20 protein-coding genes and 1 rRNA gene are annotated in these 19,458 nt (G+C 64.1%); 8 read left to right on the plus strand and 13 right to left on the minus strand.

All coding sequences use genetic code 11. The features are described 5' to 3' along the window. Positions 1 to 177: 177 nt before the first annotated feature. Both HUS66_RS11155 and HUS66_RS11160 read right to left on the minus strand, forming a co-directional pair. Positions 178 to 2,634: an AsmA family protein gene (locus tag HUS66_RS11155; RefSeq protein ID WP_175070980.1), complete on the minus strand. Its 2,457-nt coding sequence runs from the start codon at positions 2,632 to 2,634 to the stop codon at positions 178 to 180. Further along, positions 2,631 to 3,086, minus strand: a complete 456-nt coding sequence (locus tag HUS66_RS11160) for an acetyl-CoA sensor PanZ family protein (RefSeq protein ID WP_175070981.1) — start codon at positions 3,084 to 3,086, stop codon at positions 2,631 to 2,633. Before HUS66_RS11160 ends, HUS66_RS11155 begins: the two co-directional genes overlap by 4 nt. A 154-nt stretch (positions 3,087 to 3,240) precedes the next feature. Between HUS66_RS11160 and hisB the strand changes: the two genes are divergently transcribed. The 5 genes from hisB to HUS66_RS11185 all read left to right on the plus strand — a co-directional run bounded on the left by hisB (position 3,241) and on the right by HUS66_RS11185 (position 6,723). Further along, on the plus strand, positions 3,241 to 3,834 hold the full coding sequence (gene hisB, locus HUS66_RS11165) for an imidazoleglycerol-phosphate dehydratase HisB (RefSeq protein WP_092528495.1): 594 nt from the start codon (positions 3,241 to 3,243) through the stop codon (positions 3,832 to 3,834). A gap of 85 nt (positions 3,835 to 3,919) precedes the next feature. Continuing rightward, positions 3,920 to 4,561 (plus strand): imidazole glycerol phosphate synthase subunit HisH, encoded by a 642-nt coding sequence (gene hisH / locus HUS66_RS11170; RefSeq protein ID WP_175070982.1) that lies wholly within the window; start codon positions 3,920 to 3,922, stop codon positions 4,559 to 4,561. Between the two features lie 61 nt (positions 4,562 to 4,622). Continuing rightward, entirely contained in the window at positions 4,623 to 5,378 is a 756-nt protein-coding gene (gene hisA, locus HUS66_RS11175) for a 1-(5-phosphoribosyl)-5-[(5-phosphoribosylamino)methylideneamino]imidazole-4-carboxamide isomerase (protein ID WP_175070983.1), read from the plus strand. Positions 5,379 to 5,393: 15 nt separating this feature from the next. After that, the gene (hisF, locus tag HUS66_RS11180; protein WP_175070984.1) at positions 5,394 to 6,167 is read left to right on the plus strand and encodes an imidazole glycerol phosphate synthase subunit HisF; all 774 of its coding nucleotides are present in this window, start codon (positions 5,394 to 5,396) and stop codon (positions 6,165 to 6,167) included. A gap of 7 nt (positions 6,168 to 6,174) precedes the next feature. After that, a complete protein-coding gene (locus HUS66_RS11185) occupies positions 6,175 to 6,723 on the plus strand; it encodes a hypothetical protein (protein ID WP_175070985.1) in 549 nt (182 codons plus the stop codon). A gap of 85 nt (positions 6,724 to 6,808) precedes the next feature. Here HUS66_RS11185 and HUS66_RS11190 read toward each other — a convergent pair whose 3' ends face one another. Both HUS66_RS11190 and HUS66_RS11195 read right to left on the minus strand, forming a co-directional pair. Beyond that, entirely contained in the window at positions 6,809 to 7,402 is a 594-nt protein-coding gene (locus HUS66_RS11190) for a YjaG family protein (protein WP_175070986.1), read from the minus strand. Between the two features lie 92 nt (positions 7,403 to 7,494). Next, entirely contained in the window at positions 7,495 to 7,791 is a 297-nt protein-coding gene (locus HUS66_RS11195) for an MGMT family protein (protein ID WP_175070987.1), read from the minus strand. A gap of 146 nt (positions 7,792 to 7,937) precedes the next feature. On the opposite strand from HUS66_RS11195, the gene HUS66_RS11200 reads away from it, so the two are divergent. Continuing rightward, the gene (locus HUS66_RS11200; protein WP_175070988.1) at positions 7,938 to 8,645 is read left to right on the plus strand and encodes a type 1 glutamine amidotransferase; all 708 of its coding nucleotides are present in this window, start codon (positions 7,938 to 7,940) and stop codon (positions 8,643 to 8,645) included. On the opposite strand, the gene mnmH is transcribed toward HUS66_RS11200, so the two are convergent. From mnmH to hmgA, 7 genes are all read right to left on the minus strand, one after another. Then, positions 8,625 to 9,725 (minus strand): tRNA 2-selenouridine(34) synthase MnmH, encoded by a 1,101-nt coding sequence (mnmH, locus tag HUS66_RS11205; protein WP_175070989.1) that lies wholly within the window; start codon positions 9,723 to 9,725, stop codon positions 8,625 to 8,627. The genes HUS66_RS11200 and mnmH overlap by 21 nt on opposite strands. Further along, on the minus strand, positions 9,722 to 10,762 hold the full coding sequence (gene selD, locus HUS66_RS11210) for a selenide, water dikinase SelD (protein ID WP_425340084.1): 1,041 nt from the start codon (positions 10,760 to 10,762) through the stop codon (positions 9,722 to 9,724). Before selD ends, mnmH begins: the two co-directional genes overlap by 4 nt. Positions 10,763 to 10,866: 104 nt before the next feature. After that, a complete protein-coding gene (gene radA / locus HUS66_RS11215; RefSeq protein ID WP_175070991.1) occupies positions 10,867 to 12,243 on the minus strand; it encodes a DNA repair protein RadA in 1,377 nt (458 codons plus the stop codon). A 164-nt stretch (positions 12,244 to 12,407) separates the two neighbouring features. Then, positions 12,408 to 12,866: a copper resistance protein NlpE N-terminal domain-containing protein gene (locus HUS66_RS11220; protein ID WP_175070992.1), complete on the minus strand. Its 459-nt coding sequence runs from the start codon at positions 12,864 to 12,866 to the stop codon at positions 12,408 to 12,410. 205 nt (positions 12,867 to 13,071) lie between these two features. Then, positions 13,072 to 13,713: a maleylacetoacetate isomerase gene (gene maiA, locus HUS66_RS11225; RefSeq protein ID WP_175070993.1), complete on the minus strand. Its 642-nt coding sequence runs from the start codon at positions 13,711 to 13,713 to the stop codon at positions 13,072 to 13,074. A 25-nt stretch (positions 13,714 to 13,738) separates the two neighbouring features. Continuing rightward, complete coding sequence (locus HUS66_RS11230; protein ID WP_175070994.1) at positions 13,739 to 14,758, minus strand: fumarylacetoacetate hydrolase family protein; 1,020 nt, start codon at positions 14,756 to 14,758, stop codon at positions 13,739 to 13,741. Positions 14,759 to 14,829: 71 nt separating this feature from the next. After that, positions 14,830 to 16,143, minus strand: coding sequence for a homogentisate 1,2-dioxygenase (gene hmgA, locus HUS66_RS11235; RefSeq protein ID WP_175070995.1), 1,314 nt, complete (start codon positions 16,141 to 16,143; stop codon positions 14,830 to 14,832). Between the two features lie 335 nt (positions 16,144 to 16,478). Here hmgA and HUS66_RS11240 point away from each other — a divergent pair, with 335 nt between their 5' ends. Next, entirely contained in the window at positions 16,479 to 17,036 is a 558-nt protein-coding gene (locus tag HUS66_RS11240; protein WP_175070996.1) for a MarR family winged helix-turn-helix transcriptional regulator, read from the plus strand. A gap of 6 nt (positions 17,037 to 17,042) precedes the next feature. Here the strand turns inward: HUS66_RS11240 and HUS66_RS11245 are convergent, their stop codons facing one another. Continuing rightward, positions 17,043 to 17,948, minus strand: a complete 906-nt coding sequence (locus tag HUS66_RS11245; protein WP_175070997.1) for an AEC family transporter — start codon at positions 17,946 to 17,948, stop codon at positions 17,043 to 17,045. A gap of 111 nt (positions 17,949 to 18,059) precedes the next feature. Between HUS66_RS11245 and hisC the strand changes: the two genes are divergently transcribed. Next, positions 18,060 to 19,115 carry a histidinol-phosphate transaminase gene (gene hisC / locus HUS66_RS11250; RefSeq protein WP_175070998.1) on the plus strand — a complete coding sequence of 352 codons (1,056 nt, stop codon included), beginning with the start codon at positions 18,060 to 18,062 and terminating at the stop codon, positions 19,113 to 19,115. A 267-nt stretch (positions 19,116 to 19,382) separates the two neighbouring features. On the opposite strand, the gene rrf is transcribed toward hisC, so the two are convergent. Further along, positions 19,383 to 19,458 (minus strand): 5S ribosomal RNA (rrf, locus tag HUS66_RS18120); the annotation flags it as partial.

Genomic DNA, 19,458 nt, shown 5'->3' on the forward strand with positions numbered 1-19,458 from the left:
CGTGGACAGTTGAGTCATGGATGGTGCCGCTTACAGCAGTGGGCGTGAAGGGTAACCGGCGAACGGGCTTGGGGGTAAAAAAGCGACAAAAAAAAGCGCCGACGATGGGGTCGGCGCAGGACAGGCTTGCATGAAACGTCTCGTCATCAGGGCCGACTCATCACCGGCCGCTCATGACTACTGGAATAGACCCTTTAGGGCGTCACGAAGTTCCCCGGAGGCACCTTCGCCGATACGTTCATCGATACCTTCCAGTGCATCGTCGAGACGTTTCTGGACTTCTTCGCTGGCTTTGGCCTCGACTTCCTGACGGGCGAGGTTGGCCACGGCGTCGCGGAAGGCGCCGCGATCGAAGCGACACCAGTCGGCAGGCGTGCCGGACAGGTCGCCTTCGCAGCGCACCGGCAGCGGCACCTTGGTGAGGCGCGGATTGACCTCGCAGGCGGCGTCGGCGGTATCGACGAAGCGGGCCGCGGCGCGATAGTCCAGGCGTTTGTCGACCAGGCCGACCTTGCCTTCGCCGGTAACCTGGATGCCGGGGATGCTGATATCCAGGTCATCGTTGCGCACTTCCCCGTCGCGGATGTTGAGCGTCGCGCTAGCGCTGTCAAAGCGGGTATCGGGGCTCCATTCGCGGCTGGTCTGCTTGCCTTCGAGCAGCGCCACGGCGGTGCAAAGCTCCTCCGAGACGTTGACATCGAACACCGCGCCGTCGTCGATATTCGCCTTCAGCTGGCCGTTGAGCTTCGCCGGCAGTGCGGCCGCGCTATTGCCGCGGGTGGTCAGCTCGCCGCTAAGATTGAGCTTGCCGCGCAGCGGCGACTCTGCGCCGGTTAGGGCGGCAAGGAAGGGCTCGGCGGCGACATCTTTGACCGTTGGGGCAAAGCGCCAGCGCAGCGGCGACTCGCGTAGGTCGAGCCCGGCGGTGGCGGCAAGGGTGCCGTCGAAGAATCGCGCGTCAAAGCGCTCCAGACGCTGCTGGCCGTTATTGCCGCGGGCCTTGAGCACCACCTGTTCAAGGTCCATTCCCTTCACGGTGAGCCGCTCGAGGGCGAGATCCGCGTTGAGGTCCAGGGCCTTGAGGCTCGCCACCGGTACCAGCTCGCCACCGGCCTGGCTAACAGCCGCGGCACCGGCCTGGCTAGCCTCACCGGAAGCCTGAGCGTTGGACTCACTATCGGCGCTTGCCTGGGCACTGTCGCTGCCTTCTGTGGCCGGCGGCAGGTAGCGATCGAGGTTCAGCACATCGCCCTGCAAATCAAGCGCCAGCGAACGGCCGTCGAGGCCAGCGGACAGCGAGCCGCTGAGGGTGGTGTCGTCCAGCGTCAGGGTCAGGCTCGGCAGGCTGAACCGCTCGAGATTGCCTTCCACAGGGCTAGATATCGCCAGGCTGTCGAGTGCGGCGTCATCGGCGGTCTCTGGCAGACTGCCCAGGCGCTTGAGCCAGGTGCGCAGCGACAGCGGTTCCAGCGCCAGCTGGCCGCGGTACTGCGGGGCGCCGAGCAGCTGTTCGACGCGCAGGTTGCCGCCAAGCTTCAGGCTGTCTTCTCCGCTGAGCTGCCATTCGCTGATGCGCAGGGTCTGCGCTTCGAGATCGGCATCGGCGGCAAAAGTAAGCGACAGCGGCAGCACCTTTTCGCCAAGCGACGGGTGCGACAGGCTGGCCTCCAGGGTGCCGCCTTCCAGCACATAGCGGCCGCTGTTGATGTTGGCCTCGAGGCTAGGAAAGCTGAGGTTGGCCTTCTGCTGCTTACCATCGGTGCCGGCCAACTGGGTGTTGGTATTCAATTTCAGGTCGCTCAGCACGTATTGACCGTCGTCGAGACCAAGCTTCACCCGGCTGTCCAGTTTCATCTGGCTGACCCATTGGGCCTCGGCTTCCCGCGACTGTCCCTCGGGCACCAAGAACGACGCCAGGGTGAAGTCGGCACCGAGCGGGAAGGCCTTGGCAGGATTGACGTTGCTGCCGCTGATATTCAGGGAATCAATGTGCCAGGCATGGCCGCCCTGGCGGTCGGTATAGCGAATGCTGCCATTGGTGAGGTCCACGCGGGCAATGTCGAGCGCCACCGCCACGCCGTTCTCGCCACTCAGACCACCGGGCAGCGCAGAAGAGGAATCGCTGGTCGTCTCACTGGCGCTTTCGCTGTTTGTCTGTGTCTGTGCTTCGGCGACGACTGAGGAAGTCGCGCCGTCGCTGGCCGCCTGCTCCTGCTGACGTGCGAGCCGGTCAACCAGGGTCTGCCAGTTGCCGCGGCCTGCGGCGTCGCGCTTGAGATTCAGACGCATGCCGTCAAGGTTCAAGCCGTCGATGGCCACATGGCCGGATAACAACGGCGCGAAGGCCAGGCTGACCTCGGCCTGATCGAAGGCCAGGAAGGCCTGCTCGTTTTCGGGCTGGTCCGGGAGACGGGCTTCGGCATCGGCCACGCTGAGCCCCAGGCGCGGATAGAAGGACCAGGCCAGCGGCCCATCCAGCTCAAGCTCCAGGCCGCTCTGATCGCGTACCACCTGCACCAAGTGTGGCTTCAGGTCTTCGGGGTCGAAGAAGGTCGTGATATAGACCACTGCACCCACCACTACCAAGCCCAGTATCCCTACCACTGCTAGCAGCGTACGTAACAGTGCTCTCATCCTTTACCTCCTAGTGAAGCCTTGGGGTCCATTTCGTAGTGCTCACCGCCTGCGACCAGCCTGAAGCCCATTTTCTTGAGCAGCAACTCATCACCCAACAGCAGCGTCGAGGTCGCAACCCGCAGCAGGCAGCCATCGCGCAGGGCCTGCTGGCAGATCAGCGTCACCAGCCGAGAAGCCACGCCACGGCGTCTGGTGGTCTTGCGAATACACAGGTTAGAAAGCCACCAGGCATCGTCGACGACATTCATCGCCACGGCGCCGAGCAGGCGATCATTGAAGCGTCCACAGCAGAAGGTACCCTGTCGTGCAAACTGATCGCGAATGTAGTCATCCGGCGGCAGCGGCAGCCGCTCGGCGGGCACGTCGGCGTAGATACGGGCAAGATCGAGGGCGAGCTGCGGGTCCCGTTCCCATTCGGCCTTGGTAACCTTTAGCAGGGTAACCGGCATTGACGTTTCTCCTTGGCTAACGGGGCAACCCGACAATATCCCGCATTGTAGCGGATGGGGGGCGCGATTCACTATAATGGCTGGCTCGACCTCCGTCGCTCTGGCGTGCGACGGCGTTTCACCGCAATGCGCTCAGCGCAGGAGTACAGCCATCATGACCCAGCGTACCGCCACGGTTTCCCGCGATACCAAGGAAACGCAGATCACGGTAAGCGTGAACCTCGATGGCAAGGGCGAGCTCAACTGCGAGACCGGCGTGCCCTTTCTCGACCATATGCTCGACCAGGTGGCGCGCCACGGGCTGATCGACCTCGACATCAAGGCAGTGGGCGATCTGCATATCGACGCTCACCACACCGTCGAGGATCTCGGCATCACACTGGGCCAGGCCTTCGCCAAGGCCATCGGCGACAAGCGTGGCATCTACCGCTATGGCCACGCCTATGTGCCGCTGGACGAAGCGCTTTCCCGCGTGGTCGTGGATTTCTCCGGCCGCCCGGGCCTGTTCATGAATGTCGAATTCACTCGCGGCAGCCTCGGCACGCTGGACACCCAGCTGTTCTGGGAGTTTTTCCAGGGCTTCGTCAATCACGCCCAGGTGACCCTGCACATCGACAACCTGAAGGGCTTCAACGCTCACCATCAGGCAGAGACCATCTTCAAGGCCTTCGGCCGCGCGCTGCGCATGGCTACCGCCGAGGATCCACGCATGGCCGGCCAGATGCCGTCCACCAAAGGCAGCCTGTAAGCTGTCATGATGGCATGATGATGCCTCTTCGCCTCTCAGGCCGCCAGGCAACTCACTCGGCCACTTACTCGACAAGGAGCGCAGCATGACCATTGCCGTCATCGATTATGGAATGGGCAATTTGCACAGCGTCGCCAAGGCCCTGGAGCACGTCACCCATGAAAACGTGGTGGTGACCCGCGATGCCCGCCGTATCCGTGGCGCCACCCGGCTAGTGCTGCCCGGCCAGGGAGCGATCCGCGACTGCATGGGCGAGCTGGAGCGCAGCGAGGTCAAGGGCCTGGTGCAGGAGCTGCTGACTGACGGCGACAAGCCGCTGCTGGGAATCTGCGTCGGCCAGCAGATGCTGCTCGATGAGAGCGAAGAGAATGGCGGCGTGACCTGCCTGGGCTTTCTGCCGGGCCGCGTGCGTCGCTTCCCCATCGACCTGCGCGATGCACAAGGCGAGCGCCTCAAGGTGCCGCACATGGGCTGGAACCGCGTGACCCAACGCCACGACCATCCCCTGTGGGAAGGCATCGAGGATGGCGATCGCTTCTATTTCGTGCACAGCTACTACGTCGATGCCGCCAAGGATGCCGATGTCTTCGGCACCACCGAATACGGCGGCGTCACTGCGCATGTAGCGGTGGGTCGCGGACCGGTCTTCGCCACCCAGTTCCACCCGGAAAAGAGCTCGGCGGCGGGCCTGCGCCTGCTCGAGAACTTCGTGCAGTGGACGCCCTGACCGCCCCCCGTTTACGCATCACCTTCATTCGCGCCCCGCAAGGCGCCCACGAGGACACGACATGCTGGTAATTCCCGCCATCGATCTCAAGGACGGCAAGTGCGTTCGCCTGAAGCAGGGCCGGATGGATGACTCCACTACCTATGGCGATGACCCGGTGGCCATGGCGGCCCGGTGGGTCGAGGCCGGCGCTCGCCGCCTGCACCTGGTCGACCTCAATGGCGCCTTCGAGGGTGCCCCGGTCAACGGCGAGGCGGTCACCGCCATCGCCCGCGCCTACCCGGACCTGCCGATCCAGATCGGCGGCGGCATTCGCAGCGCCGACACCATCGAGCACTATCTGGAAGCCGGAGTGTCGCACGTGATCATCGGCACCAAGGCAGTCAAGGAACCGGCCTTCGTCACCGAGATGTGCCGCGCCTTCCCGGGCCATGTGATCGTCGGCCTGGACGCCCGCGACGGCTTCGTGGCCACCGACGGATGGGCCGAGGTCTCCGCCATCAAGGCGACCGACCTGGCCAAGCGCTTCGCCGATGATGGCGTGTCCTCGATCGTCTACACCGACATCGCCCGCGACGGCATGATGCAGGGCGTCAACGTCGAGGCCACCGCCGAGCTAGCCCGCCACGGCGGCCTGCCGGTCATCGCTTCCGGCGGAGTCACCAACCTCGAGGATCTGCGGGCCCTGGCCAAGGTCGCCGACGACGGTATCCTCGGCGCCATCACCGGCCGCGCCATCTACGAGGGCAGCCTGGACCTCGCCGAGGCCCAGCGTCTGTGCGACGAACTCGCCGGCGCTGCTGCCACTCAATCATAAGCGGAGGGCTGACTCATGGGACTCGCTAAACGCATCATCCCCTGCCTAGATGTCGACGCCGGGCGCGTTGTCAAAGGCGTCAACTTCGTTGGCATCCGCGATGCCGGCGACCCGGTGGAAATCGCCAAGCGCTACAATCAACAGGGTGCCGACGAGATTACCTTTCTCGACATCACGGCAAGCCATGAAGACCGCGGCACCACCGTCGAGATGGTCGAACGCATTGCCGGCGAGGTGTTCATCCCGCTGACCGTGGGCGGTGGCATTCGTACCTGCGACGATATCCGCACCATGCTCAATGCCGGTGCCGACAAGGTGTCGATCAACACCGCGGCGGTAAGCAATCCGGAATTCGTCTATGAAGCGACCCAGCGTTTCGGCAGCCAGTGCATCGTGGTGGCCATCGACGCCAAGCGGGTCTCCGCCGAAGGCGAGACGCCGCGCTGGGAGATCTTCACCCACGGCGGGCGCAAGCCGACCGGCCTTGACGCGGTGGAGTGGGCGCAGAAGATGGTGGAACTGGGCGCCGGGGAGCTGCTGCTGACCAGCATGGACCGCGACGGCACCAAGATCGGCTTCGACAATGAGCTGACCCGCGCCATTTCCGATGCGGTGTGCGTGCCGGTGATCGCCTCCGGCGGCGTGGGCACCCTGGACCACCTGGTCGAGGGCGTCACCAAGGGCCGGGCCGATGCGGTACTGGCCGCCAGCATCTTCCACTTTGGCGAATACAGCATCCCCGATGCCAAGCGCTACATGGCGGACCAGGGTATCGAGATGCGACTTTGAGGACGCCATGATGCCTGCTCAGCGCCAAGGCCTGGCGACTCAAGTCCGGCGGACGCGCATCGGACACTATGCGCTGGCGCTGCTGCTAACGGGCCTGCTCGCGCCTTCATTCGCTCAGGCCGAAGGGTTCTTCACCTACGATCATGGCCTGGTACAGACCAGCCTGTGGACCGCGCATTACTCGACTAATGAAGACGATGACGAGGAGTACAACAACCAGCAGAACCTGATCGGCTTGGAGGTCCACAACCCCGAGCGCTGGTTCACTGGTGCGGCCTGGTTGAAGAACTCCTTCGACCAGCCGATCTGGTACTTCTATGCCGGTCGCGAGTTTCCTCTCTGGCAGCCCAGCGAAGACCTGGAAGTGCGCGCCAAGCTCACCGCCGGCGGGCTGCGTGGCTATGACGGCGACAAAAAGGACAAGATTTCCTATAACAGCCTCGGCATCGCCCCGGCGATTCTCCCCACCATAGGCGCGCGCTGGGGCCGATTCGAAGCCGATATGCTGCTGTTCGGCACCGCAGGCGCGATGTTCAATGCCGGGGTCCGTTTCTAGCTTTTAGCTTGTAGCCTCACGCCTCTAAATTCGGGGCTGCTCGCCGTGGCAGCCCTCTCCCTTCGCTCTCCCGGCACTCTTCTCGTTAGTCGAGGGTGAGCCCCAGGTTGCTCACCCCACCGTTACGCCCCAGGCGCTTGAGCGCCTTGAGGGCGTCGCGATCCAGGTCGACTTCCTCGACCGCTTCCAGCACCGCATCCTGAAAGTCGCGCTCATCCGCCATCAGCTCGTGCTCGCGGATCAGCGCCGCCAGCCGCGTTGCGTCTTCCTCGCCTTCGCTTACCTCGATGAAGGCCCGCACGCCGCTGAGTGACGCGCGGCTGACTTCCAGCACCGCCTCGGGCGCTTCGCCGCGCAGGGTGTCGAGCATCGCCGAGATCGCCATCACCGCTTCCAGGGCGCGCCGGGCACCGAAGCTGTCGTCATCGACCGGCGGCTCGAGCTCGGCGAGCTTCTCCGCCTGACGGTCGAAGTCGATCTTGGCGCCTTTCACCGTCAGGTGCTCCCAGATCAGATCGAGGATGCTGCGCAGCGCCGCAGGATCGCCGACTTCGGCATGGTCGGCATAGAGGGCGTAGTTGGGCATCAGGCGCTCGCCCAGGGCGGCCATGAAGGCCAGGCGGCGGCGGGCGTCGAGGTTCGTCAGGCGGGCATTGAAGCCGCCGGCAGGTTGGGTCATGGAGTCTCCTGGAAACAGGTGGGAAAGACGACAAGCAAGCGTCAGTGATGGGATCTTTATGAGTCGTTAAGCAAAGAGGCCGCCGCCTTTTCTCAGGGCCAGAGCAGGTCGGCCGGGACCTTGCCCCGCGCATCGAACACCACGCCCTCGGCGCGTAGCTTCTCGCGCTGGCGAACGGCGCCACCATGCTCGGTGACGCGCCGGCTGGCATTGATCACTCGATGCCAGGGCAAGCCGTGTCCCTCCGGCAGGTGGCGCATGGCGCCACCGACCATGCGCGCCGTGGCACCCTCCGTCATCTTGGCCACGCTGCCATAGGTGGTAACGCGGCCCTCCGGAATCTGGGCGACGATGGTATAGATCTGCTCGAGTACGGCGCTGCTGGCCATGCTCCCTCCCCTGGTCGTGTGCCTGTTAGCGTAATGCCCGTCACGTGTTGAGCATGCCGGAATTAGCGTAACTGGCTAACCGCATCTTATTGCCGTTGCCTAACGGGCGCTGGACGCCTCGGCCCTGAGCCGGTCATCATAACGCCATGCATATCTACTTTCTTCAGCATGCTGCGGGCCTGGGCCCGGCCCGCTTCGCCGACTGGCTGGACAGCATGGGACACAGCCACAATCGCTGCCACCTCTACGCTGGCGAGGCGCCGCCGCGTCTCGCCGACTGCGACGCGCTGGTACTGCTCGACGGCGATCTTGCCATCGATGATACCGCGACTCATCCCTGGCTCGCTCGCGAGAAGAAGCTGTTGGCCCGCGCGCTGAAGAGCGGCAAGCCAGTGCTGGGCGTCGGCATGGGGGCACGGCTGATCGCCGAGGGGCTGGGGGCCATCGTTTCCCGCGGCACCTACCCGGCCCTTGGCTGGCAGCGGATCGAACTCGCCCCGGAGAGCCCCTTCGACCTGCCCGAGACCTTCGAGGCCTTCAGCTGGCAGCGCGATATCTTCGGCCTGCCCGACGGTGCCCTACCGCTGGGCGGCAGCGAGGCGAGCCCGCTGCAGGGCTTCGCCTGTGACCGGGGCCGGGTGGTGGCCTTGCAGTGTCATCTGGAAGCCACCGACACCAGCATCTCGGCGCTCTTCGAACATCTCGCGGCGCGTACGCAGGCAGGCGCCAGCCCTCTGGAAGGTCGCTACGTGCAGGCCGCCGAGACCATTCTTGCCGACACGCGGCGCGTCGACCATCAGGCGGCGCTACTCGACCGGCTGATGGTGCAGTGGCTACGCAGCGTGTCGCGCTGACCAGTCCTTGGCGAACTCCAGGCAACTCTCCCAGTCCCCCACATGCAGGAAGGTATGCGGGTGCTTCTCGAGCTGATGGCGATACAGCGGATCGTAGTATTCGGTGAGCAGCGGCCCCAGCCAGGCCTCATGCGCTTGGCGGTTGCCACGCTCGTGCTCGCGAAAGGCCAGCTCCTGCAGGCGCTGCAGGCGTTGCAGACGCGCCAGCCCCAGGCGCTTGCGTAGCCGACCCAAGGCGGTGGAAAGCTGCTTGCGCATCAGCGCCCAGCCGAGCCAGTCGCCATATTGGCCCTGATACAGCGCCCAGAGATCGTCGATGTAGTCCTTGCGAATCTGCGCCAGCCGCCAGTCCAGGGGCATCTCGACGCGGATACGCGGTGCCTTTTCCATGCCACGCCAGAAGATCAGCGGCACATTGGCTATGCCGATGTGGCGCGACTCGTCCTCGAGCACGATCGAGCCCTGTGGCTGCTGTAGATTCAACAACCCCATGCCGATGGCGTGCTCGAAGTCGATCTGGCTGGGCGCCGGCATCGGGTGGCGACCGAAAGCCGACCCCTTGTGGCGAGCACACCCCTCGAGGTCGAGCCCCTGACCAAGACCATTGATCAGCGGCGTCTTGGCCGAGCCAGTCAACCCACTGACGACCAGTATCGGACGCTCGCTGGCGGCATCGACATGATCGCAAATCAACCTGCGCATGGCCTTCCAACCACCGCGCATGCGAGGGCGCTCAATGCCGGCATCCCAAAGCCACTGCTGGGCGGTCTGCGAGCGCAGCCCGCCGCGAAAACAATAGAGCAGCGCATCGGGATGCTGCCGGAGCTCCTGCTGCCAGGCGGCCACCCGGGCGCGCTTGATGCCTCCTGCGACCAGCCGTTGACCAAGCTCAATGGCCGCCTGCTGGCCCTGCTCGGCGTAGGCGATGCCGACCCGGTGGCGCTCTTCGTTATCCATCAGCGGCAGATTGACGGCCCCGGGCAGCCCACCCTGGGCGAACTCGACAGGTGCACGCACGTCGATCAAGCGGCGGCGCTGACGCAGCATGTCAAGGCTGGGGTCTACCTGAGGCAGGTTCATCCTGTCACCTCTAGGCGGGTGGTGCCGTGGGCGGCGACGATCTCGCCGCAGGGGGCAAGGCTCAGGCCATGGGCACGGCCGGCCCGCTCGATATCATCGGCCCAGGAGGGGTGCACGGCCAGTAGCAGGCCGCCGGAGGTCTGGGGGTCGCAGAGCCACTGCCAGTGGGCTTCATCCATCACCGGCAGCCGCTCGCCGAGCGCCTCACGGTTGCGCCGGGTGCCCCCCGGCACGGCGCCAAGACGCCGGTAATGCTCGGCCTCGGCGAGCCGCGGCAGGCGCTTGAAGTCGAGCCTGGCCGCCACGCCGCTGGCCTCGCAGATCTCGCTCAGATGGCCAGCGAGGCCGAAGCCGGTCACATCGGTCATGGCATGTACGCCCTTGATCCGTGCGAAGTCGGCGCCGATGCGGTTGGAGGCGAGCATGGCCTCACGCGCCAGCCCCTGGTGGCCGGGTTTGACCAGTCCCTGCTTCTCGGCGGTGGTCAGAAGGCCGACCCCGAGCGGCTTGGTCAGGTACAGAAGATCGCCGACCTCGGCGCCCTTGTTGAGGATCAGGTGTTCGAGATCCACCAGGCCATTGACGGCCAGGCCGAAAATCGGCTCCGGTGAATCGATCGAGTGCCCGCCGGCCAGCGCCATGCCGTGCTCGCGGCAGACTGCCTGGGCACCGGCTACCACATCGCCGGCGACATGGGCGCCGAGCTTGTCCAACGGCCAGCCGAGGATGCCCAGCGCCATTACTGGATCGCCACCCATGGCATAGACGTCGCTGATGGCGTTGATGGCGGCGATGCGGCCGAAGTCGAAGGGATCATCGACGATCGGCGTGAAGAAGTCGGTGGTGGCGATCATGCCTCGCCCGTCGCCCAGATCGTAGACGGCGGCATCCTCGCGGCCTTGATTGCCGACGATCAACCGCGAGTGACTGGTAGCGGGCCCCGCTTTGGCGAGGATGCCATCGAGGACGTCGGAGGCAATCTTGCAGCCACAGCCCGCGCCGCGGCTGTATTCGGTCAGACGAATCGCACTCATCACCATCTCCTTTCTGAAGGCGTGTTCAATATCGGGCGCCGGCCGTCATGGGGGCCTCGACCAAGAGGGCCTATCGACCAAGAGGAGCTATCGATCAAGGGCCGGCATCACAGCGCCTCTAGGGCGTCGGCCAGCTTGTCGACGGCGACCACTTCCATGCCGGGCGGCGAGGTTTTGGGAGCGTTGCCGCGGGGCACGATGGCGCGCTTGAAGCCGTGCTTGGCGGCCTCGACGATGCGCTCCTGGCCGCTCGGCACCGGGCGGATTTCACCGGAGAGCCCGACCTCGCCGAATACCACCAGCTCACGCGGCAGCGGGCGGTTCTGCAGGCTCGAAACCACTGCTAGCAGCACAGCAAGGTCGGCGCTGGTCTCCAGCACCTTGACCCCGCCGACAACGTTGAGGAAGACGTCCTGATCCCCCGTGAAGAGCCCGCCATGCTTGTGCAGCACCGCCAGCAGCATCGACAGCCGGTTGCCGTCGAGGCCCACGGCGATGCGGCGCGGGTTCCCCAGCGGCGAGTCGTCGAGCAGCGCCTGCACCTCGACCAGGATCGGCCTCGTACCCTCCCAGACCACCATCACCAGGCTGCCAGAGGCCTGCTCCTCGCTACGCGACAGGAAGATGGCGCTGGGATTCTTCACTTCCTTCATGCCGTGTTCGAGCATGGCGAAGACGCCGAGCTCGTTGACCGCGCCGAAGCGGTTCTTCTGGCCGCGCAGGGTGCGAAAGCGTGAGTCGGCACCGCCCTCGAGCAGTAATGAGGCATCGATCATATGCTCGAGCACCTTGGGGCCAGCCAGGCTGCCGTCCTTGGTGACGTGCCCTACCAGCAACAGCACGGTGTTGGACTGCTTGGCGAAGCGGGTCAGCGCCGCGGCGGACTCTCGCACCTGGGCCACACCGCCCGGGGCCGAGGCGATGTCCTCGAGGTGCATGGTCTGGATGGAGTCGATGATCAGCACCTCTGGGCGCTCACGCTCGGCAACGCCGAGAATCGTCTCGACGCTGGTCTCGGCGAGCATCTTGAGGCCTTGAGTCGGCAATTGCAGCCGGTGGGCGCGCATCGCCACCTGAGACAGCGATTCCTCGCCGGTGACGTAAAGCGAAGAGCGTTCCTGAGCCAGCTTGCAGGCGGTCTGCAGCAACAGGGTAGATTTGCCGGCGCCGGGATGGCCGCCCAGCAACACCGCCGAGCCCGGCACCAGGCCACCGCCCAGCACTCGGTCGAACTCACCGAAGGTAGAGGAAAGCCGGGGCACCTCGGTCAGGTCTACCGACGCCAGATCGGTGACATCCCGGGAAACGCCGCCGGCATAGCCGCTGCGCCCGCCACTGGCGCTGGGCGCAGCGCCGGGACGAGCCGGTGCCAAGCGCACCTCGCTCAGCGAGTTCCACTCGCGACAGCTGGTGCACTGGCCCTGCCACTTGCGATATTCGGCACCGCACTCGGTGCAGACGAACGCGCTCTTCGCTTTGGCCATGCCAGGCTCCACCGAATAAAAGGCCCTATTCTACCAGCCGGGGCACGCGATGCGACGTATGCGCCCGAGGCGTTGGGCAAAACAGGGGCGGCCGAAAGAAACACCATACGAAAAGAGGCGGCCCACGCGGGCCGCCTCTTCACATGCTACTGACGCTGCCTGACTTACTGGCTGGCACTCTGGCGCTTGAGCTGCAGCATGTCGCGGTTCTGGAAGCGCCGACGCTGGGGATCGATCAGCTCAAGGGTATTCGGATCAATCTTGAGGAAGTAGTAGATCTGTCCCTCGCCTTGGGGCGTAAGCTCGTAGACGGTAGCCTCGGGGTCGACCGGGGTACCGGTGAGCACGCTCCACTGGCCGGTATAGGTCTCGTCCGGCGGATTCTGCGGATGCTCACGATAGCTAGCATTCAGGTTGAAGGTGCGGTCAGCGGCCGCACCATCTTCGGTGCCATCGAGCTCGACATCGATATCGATGCCGGCACAGTTACGACAAGGCAGTGTGCCCTCGTAATGCGCCATTTGATCAATGACTTCCCCATCGGTCTGATCCATCTGACCGGTGGCACAGCCTGCCAGAGAGGCAAGCATGAAGGTCCCGGCCAGCAGCGTCCTAATCTGCATGTATTTCTCCTAGCTGTGAGACACGCGCCGCGACGGCGACGGTTGTCTCACAGCATAACGTCAAGTGGCGCCGACGGACAGTCACGCGACTCTCCCGTAGCCCCCCAAAAGCAACTCTTTGCAGGTGCCGCTTACCGATGCAGCATCCTAGGCGTGCGATGCGCGTCCCGCGATACGCTCACCACTCTTGCTTGCTCGCCTCGGATCAGCCGGCACCCGGCTGGCGGGACGGGCTCGCCTGCTCGAAGGCAGGCAGCCCACGACAGTGCTCGGCGATGGCGCGCAAGCGCGGATAGGCGGAGAGATCACAGTCGAAGCGCTCAGCGTTATAGACCTGGGGTACCAGACAAATATCGGCAAGGGTTGGCGTATCGCCGTGACAACAAAGGCCAGTCTGCTCGCTTTCGAGCAGGGCTTCGAGCGCCGTGAAGCCCTCTGCCACCCAGTGGCGATACCAACCAAGCTTGGCATCTTCATCCAGTTCGAGATCGCCGATCAGATATCTGAGCACCCGCAGGTTGTTGAGCGGATGGATGTCGCTTGCGATCAGTTGGGCAAGTCCGCGCACCCGCGCACGACCGGTGGCACCCTCCGGTAGCAGGGCCGGCGACGAGGGGTAGCGCTCATCAAGATACTCACAGATAGCCAGCGACTGGGTCAGCCACTCGCCGTCGTCGGTCTCGAGCACCGGCACCAACCCTTGCGGGTTGATCGCCCGGAAGCTCCCCTCGCGCTGGGCACCGCCGGCCAGATTGACCGGCACCTGGGCGACCTCGAGCCCCTTTAGGTTCAGGGCAATACGCACCCGATAGGCCGCCGAGGAGCGGTAATAGCCATAAAGCGTCATGGTCTTTTTCCTCTCGGTCACCCGCTCACCGCGGCCGGTACTCGACTACCTGCTGGTCAATGGCGCCGAAGATGCTCTGACCGTCGCGGTCGAACATCTCGATGCGCACTCGATCGCCGAAGCGCATGAAGGGCGTCTTCACCTCGTCGTACAGGATCTTCTCGACCATGCGCACCTCGGCTAGGCAGCTGTAGCCAACGCCGCCGTCACGCATCGGCTTGCCCGGCCCGCCGTCGGCATCCGGGTTGGAGACGGTGCCGGAGCCGATCACCGTTCCGGCGCCGAGGTGGCGCGTGCGGGCAGCGTGGGCGACGAGTTCGTGGAAGCCGAAGATCATGTCAGGGCCAGCCTCGGGTACGCCGAAGGCGTCGTCGTTGAGGTGGACGCTAAGCGGCAGGTGCACGCGACCACTCTGCCAGGCCTCCCCCAGCTCGTCCGGGGTCACGGCAACCGGCGAGAAGCTGGAGGCCGGCTTGGCCTGGAAGAAGCCGAACCCCTTGGCAAGCTCGCCGGGAATCAGGCCGCGCAGGCTGACGTCATTGACCAGCATGATCAGCTTGATGTGGCCTGAGGCGGTCTCCGGGGTCACCGTCATGGGCACGTCATCGGTGATCACCGCGATCTCGCCCTCGAAGTCGATGCCGTGTTCCTCGCTGATCGCCTCGATGTCCTCGGTCGGCGCCAGGAAATGGTCGCCACCGCCCTGATACATCAGCGGATCGGTCCAGAAGGTCTCGGGCATTTCGGCACCGCGCGCCTGGCGTACCAACTGCACGTGATTGAGATAGGCAGAACCATCGGCCCATTGATAGGTCCGCGGTAGCGGCGAATGCAGGGCGGCCATCTCGAGGGCGAAATCGCCCTCGGCAGTGCCGGCGTTGAGCTCGGCATAGCGTGCCTCGAGGCGCGGGGCCAGCGTATCCCAGTCCTCGATGGCCTGCTGCAGGGTCGCCGCGATGTCGGTAGCCCGCACGGCGCGGGTCAGGTCACGGGAAACCACGACCAGTTCGCCGTCGCGGCCGCTGTTCAGGGTGGCAAGTTTCATGGCAAAGATCCTTTGGTGAGGGTGATGCGTTGAATAGGAGCTCGGGTATCGCCGTAGCTGCCTCTCGCAGCTCAGGGAGCTGTCGGGTCGAAATGAGAGGCAAGGCCCTTCCAGACGTCGACGTAGTCTCGCTGACGAAAATCGGCGGCAAGCGCCGTCTCGGTCGGCTGGAAGACGTAGCGACTCTCGAACATGAAGGCCAGGGTCTCGCCCTGATACTGCGGGGACAGTTCAGCGACACTGGCGGCCTCAAAGGTCGCGGCGTCGGGGCCATGGGGCGACATGCAGTTGTGCAGGCTGGCACCGCCGGGGGAGAAGCCCTCCGCCTTGGCATCGTAGACACCCTCGATCAGCCCCATGAACTCGCTCATCAGGTTGCGATGGAAGTACGGCGGACGGAAGGTCTGTTCGGCGACCATCCAGCGCGGCGGGAAGATCACGAAATCGAGATTGGCCATGCCCGGGGTATCGGAAATGGATGTCAGCACGGTGAAGATCGAGGGGTCCGGGTGGTCGAAACTCACCGAATTAACGGTATTGAAGCGCGCCAAGTCGTACTTGTAGGGAGCGTAATTGCCGTGCCAGGCCACCACGTCCAGCGGCGAATGATCGAGCTGGGTCGCCCAGAGGCCACCGCCGAACTTGGCCACCAGCTCGCTATCGCCCGTCATATCTTCATAGGCGGCAACCGGGCTCAGGAAGTCTCGCGGATTAGCTAGACCGTTGGCGCCAATCGGCCCAAGACCTGGCAGCTCCATTGGGCTTCCGTAATTCTCGGCGACATAGCCCCTGGCCGCGTCACAGCCGTCTGCCAGCCGCACCTGGAACTTGATGCCGCGGGGGATGACCGCGATTTCGCCGGGCGAGATCGCCAGCACGCCAAGCTCGGTGCGCAGCTCCAGAGCGCCCAGTTGCGGCACGATCAGAAGCTCGCCGTCGGCGTCGTAGAAGAAGCGCTCGGTCATGTCACGGTTGCAGGCATAAAGGTGCACGCCGCAACCAACCTGGGCCGCTGCATCGCCGTTGGCAGCGATGGTCTCGAGGCTATCGATGAAGTCGGTGGGCGCATCGGGCAGCGGCATCGGGTCCCAACGCATCTGGTTGGGGTCGGCCTGACCGGCCACTGGCGCGGTGACAACCCGCCCTTGCGGTAACCGACGATAGGCACTCTGCGCCACCGAGGGACGGATGCGATACAGCCAGCTTCTCAGGTTTTGATGGCGCGGTGAGGTAAAAGCCGAGCCGGTCAGCTGCTCGGCATAGAGCCCATAGGGGCAGCGCTGAGGCGAGTTCTGCCCCTGCGGCAGCGCACCCGGCAGTGCTTCGCTTGCGAAGTGGTTACGGAAACCGCTTTGATAGGAAAGCTCATTCGATGACGCAGACATACTCCTGGCCTCGTGGTGATCGTGTGATGGCTGTCACAGTGCGGGGCCTCTTGGGCCCGACAACCGGAACAACTGGTTTCATATGAAACTATATGCTCAAATGAAAGCACAGCTCAACCGTCTACTCAATATCCACCAAGGTCTTATAGGTTCAGGATGCCCAACGTTCGCTCAGGTACAACGAGATCGTTGCAGATGATCCGTTCTGCCTGACCGCCGGCTGACGCATAATGGCTGAACCGGGGCCGTCAGGCAGTTTTCCACTCACACACGCCCCGCTTTCACACGCATTCGTCAGCGCACACCACTTGTCGGCGAACATCAGGAGACAAGCCATGTCCACCCGCTCACATAACCCTAAACTCCCCGACTCTGCACCTGAGGACTCTGCTAGCAACGACTTTGCTATCGACGGCGCTGCTGCCCCCGATAGTGCACCATGTGAGCAACGGCCCGAGCTCGACCTCGGCCAGTTCCTGCCCTACCGGCTGAACAGCCTGGCGGATCGCATCAGTCAGGCACTGTCGAGGATCTACGGCGAGCGGTTCGGCATCACCATTGCCGAGTGGCGGGTGCTGGCCTGGCTCAGCCATCGCGAGGAGCTCACCGCCAAGCAGATAGGTGAGCATACCCGGATGGACAAGGCCAAGGTGTCGCGGGCCATTCAGGCACTGGAAGGCCGGGCCTTGATCCGACGCACCCAGTCGGCGCAGGACCAGCGGGTGCACTATCTGCATCTGACTCAAGAGGGCGAGGCGTTGCTCAGTGAGCTGATTCCCCAGGCACGAGCCTGGGAGGCCGAGCTATTGGCAACGCTTTCTTCAGGAGAGTATCGCGACCTGCTGAACACCATGAGCAAGCTGGAGCGGCAGCTCACTCGCCTGGAGCGCTGACCCGACCTAGCCGGCTGCTGCCGGAGTGACCAGCTGATAGCTGAACACCAGCCCAAGCACGAGCGGCATCACGATCAGGCTACCCAAGTTGCCGATCAGCACCAGAGAAGCGACCTTGTGGGGCTCCTGGCGATATTGCTCGGCGACCAGGTAGTTGAGCACCGCCGGGGGCAACGCGGCGAATACCCACAGGCTAGCCGCCTGCAGGCCGGACAGGTCGAGCCAGATGATCATCGGTGCTGCCAGCACCAGGCCGCTGAGCGGGCACAGCACGGCGCCAAGTACGCCGGTTTTCCAGTCGCTAAAGTCGATATCGAGCATCCGCACGCCAAGAGCGAACAGCATCAGCGGAATGCAGACGCCGCCGAGCATATCAAGGGCTTCAAGCAGCCAGCTCGGCAGGGGGATACCGCCGAGATTGAAGGCCAGACCGGCAAGGCTCGCCAGCACGATGGGCATGCGCAGCAGCCGCCACAGCGGGGTGTGCGGGCTGAGCATATAGAGCCCCACCGAGAAGTGCAGCAGCATCTCGACGATGAACAGCACCACGGCGGCGGGTAGGGCCTGGTCGCCGAAGGCCAGCACGATCAGCGGAATGCCCATGTTGCCCGAGTTGTTGAACATCATCGGCGGCAGGAAGGTCTTCAGGTCGAGCCTTAGCCAGCGGGTCAGTGGCCACAGCACCAGGCCGGAACCCAGCACCACCACTGCAGCAGCCAAGGCCAGGGACGCATAGTCCTGAAGCGGCGCCTGCTGGTCGGCCAGCACGGCGAACACCAGCATGGGCACGAACAGCTCCATGTTGAGGGTATTGAGGCCGCGGATGTCGGGGCTACGATAACGTCCATAGAGAGTGCCGCAGCCGGCGATCAGAAAGACCGGCAGCAGGGTGGCTAGAATCTGCGCAATCATCGTGAACTCCTGAATTAGCCTTGCAACACTAGCATGGCCGCCGCTTGCGAAGGGCCGTCAGGCGCGTCACCATGACCAAAGTCCCATCCCCACCTTGAAATGCGAGTGCCCATGAGCAAGTTCTGGAGCCCCGGCGTCAGCGAACTGACGCCCTATACCCCGGGTGAGCAGCCGCGCGAGCGCCTGATCAAGCTGAACACCAACGAGAACCCCTATCCGCCGGCGCCGGGCGTCGAGCAGGTGCTGCGCGATTACCCGATCGACCATCTGCGTCTCTACCCGGACCCGGACTCTCGAGCGCTACGCGAGGCACTGGCCAAGGAGCACGGCGTCGAGGTCGAACAGGTATTCGTCGGCAATGGCTCCGATGAAGTACTCGCTCTGGCCTTTCAGGCCTTCTTCCGCCAACCCCTGCCGTTGACGATGCCCGCCATCAGCTACAGCTTCTATCCGGTATATTGCCGCCTGTATGGCGTCGACTATCGCACCGTGGCACTGGGAGATGAGTGGCAGGTGCCGCTGGAGGCCTTCGATCCCCAGAGCGGCGGCATCATCTTCGCCAACCCCAATGCACCGACCGGCCACGGCCATGGACGCGACACCATCGCCGCGCTGCTCGAGCGCGTCACCGAGTGCGTGGTGCTGGTCGACGAAGCCTACGTGGACTTCGGTGGCGAAAGTGCCGTGCCACTGGTCGAGCGCTATCCCAACCTGCTGGTGACCGGCACCTTTTCGAAATCCAGAAGTCTCGCCGGCCTGCGCCTGGGCTATGCCATCGGCTCACGAGAATTGGTCGAAGGCCTGGAGCGTATCAAGAACTCCTTCAACTCCTATCCAGTCGACAGCCTGGCCAGTGCCATCGGCGTTGCAGCCCTCGAGGACAAGGCCTACTTCGAGGCCTGTCGCGAACAGGTGATCACTACCCGCGAGCGCACCCATCATCGCCTTGGCGAGCTCGGCTTCGAGGTTCTGCCCTCCCAGACCAACTTCCTGCTGGTCCACCACCCCGACCATGAGGCCGCCCAGCTGTTCGTCGGCCTCCGCGAGCGCAGCATCCTGGTACGCCACTTCAATACCGAGGCACTGCGCGACTTCATGCGCATTTCCATTGGCACCGAAGATGAAATGAACAGCCTGATCGAAGCCATGGAAGCCATGATCCGCTAGGCCAGCCACTCAACGAATGGTGCAGGCATAAACGACATCGCCCCGGCAGCCGTATGGCAACCGGGGCGAATTTTTTAAGGCTGGCGACCAGAAGAGGCCTGCAACGACGGGAAACGATCACGACCAACGGGCCTTGTCTTGCAAAGTTATCTGGCATGCCGTCTTGCGACGCTATCGCGCCATGCCCTCGACGGATTTATCGCCCAGACATGCCCAGACACGAAAAAACCCCGGCCTGTAAAGGACCGGGGTTTTCTCTCAATAAGTGCCTGACAATGACCTACTCTCGCATGGAGAAACTCCACACTACCATCGGCGCTAAGCGGTTTCACTTCCGAGTTCG

The sequence above is a fragment of the Onishia taeanensis genome (genome assembly GCF_013349955.1).
In the GTDB taxonomy this organism is placed as follows: Bacteria; Pseudomonadota; Gammaproteobacteria; order Pseudomonadales; family Halomonadaceae; genus Onishia; species Onishia taeanensis_B.

What these genes read in the sequence shown, in the direction of transcription:
- HUS66_RS11155 (WP_175070980.1), bottom strand. Translation starts at nt 2,634, where the DNA reads ATGAGAGCACTGTTACGTACGCTGCTAGCAGTGGTAGGGATACTGGGC.
- HUS66_RS11160 (WP_175070981.1), bottom strand. Translation starts at nt 3,086, where the DNA reads ATGCCGGTTACCCTGCTAAAGGTTACCAAGGCCGAATGGGAACGGGAC.
- hisB (WP_092528495.1), top strand. Translation starts at nt 3,241, where the DNA reads ATGACCCAGCGTACCGCCACGGTTTCCCGCGATACCAAGGAAACGCAG.
- hisH (WP_175070982.1), top strand. Translation starts at nt 3,920, where the DNA reads ATGACCATTGCCGTCATCGATTATGGAATGGGCAATTTGCACAGCGTC.
- hisA (WP_175070983.1), top strand. Translation starts at nt 4,623, where the DNA reads ATGCTGGTAATTCCCGCCATCGATCTCAAGGACGGCAAGTGCGTTCGC.
- hisF (WP_175070984.1), top strand. Translation starts at nt 5,394, where the DNA reads ATGGGACTCGCTAAACGCATCATCCCCTGCCTAGATGTCGACGCCGGG.
- HUS66_RS11185 (WP_175070985.1), top strand. Translation starts at nt 6,175, where the DNA reads ATGATGCCTGCTCAGCGCCAAGGCCTGGCGACTCAAGTCCGGCGGACG.
- HUS66_RS11190 (WP_175070986.1), bottom strand. Translation starts at nt 7,402, where the DNA reads ATGACCCAACCTGCCGGCGGCTTCAATGCCCGCCTGACGAACCTCGAC.
- HUS66_RS11195 (WP_175070987.1), bottom strand. Translation starts at nt 7,791, where the DNA reads ATGGCCAGCAGCGCCGTACTCGAGCAGATCTATACCATCGTCGCCCAG.
- HUS66_RS11200 (WP_175070988.1), top strand. Translation starts at nt 7,938, where the DNA reads ATGCATATCTACTTTCTTCAGCATGCTGCGGGCCTGGGCCCGGCCCGC.
- mnmH (WP_175070989.1), bottom strand. Translation starts at nt 9,725, where the DNA reads ATGAACCTGCCTCAGGTAGACCCCAGCCTTGACATGCTGCGTCAGCGC.
- radA (WP_175070991.1), bottom strand. Translation starts at nt 12,243, where the DNA reads ATGGCCAAAGCGAAGAGCGCGTTCGTCTGCACCGAGTGCGGTGCCGAA.
- HUS66_RS11220 (WP_175070992.1), bottom strand. Translation starts at nt 12,866, where the DNA reads ATGCAGATTAGGACGCTGCTGGCCGGGACCTTCATGCTTGCCTCTCTG.
- maiA (WP_175070993.1), bottom strand. Translation starts at nt 13,713, where the DNA reads ATGACGCTTTATGGCTATTACCGCTCCTCGGCGGCCTATCGGGTGCGT.
- HUS66_RS11230 (WP_175070994.1), bottom strand. Translation starts at nt 14,758, where the DNA reads ATGAAACTTGCCACCCTGAACAGCGGCCGCGACGGCGAACTGGTCGTG.
- hmgA (WP_175070995.1), bottom strand. Translation starts at nt 16,143, where the DNA reads ATGTCTGCGTCATCGAATGAGCTTTCCTATCAAAGCGGTTTCCGTAAC.
- HUS66_RS11240 (WP_175070996.1), top strand. Translation starts at nt 16,479, where the DNA reads ATGTCCACCCGCTCACATAACCCTAAACTCCCCGACTCTGCACCTGAG.
- HUS66_RS11245 (WP_175070997.1), bottom strand. Translation starts at nt 17,948, where the DNA reads ATGATTGCGCAGATTCTAGCCACCCTGCTGCCGGTCTTTCTGATCGCC.
- hisC (WP_175070998.1), top strand. Translation starts at nt 18,060, where the DNA reads ATGAGCAAGTTCTGGAGCCCCGGCGTCAGCGAACTGACGCCCTATACC.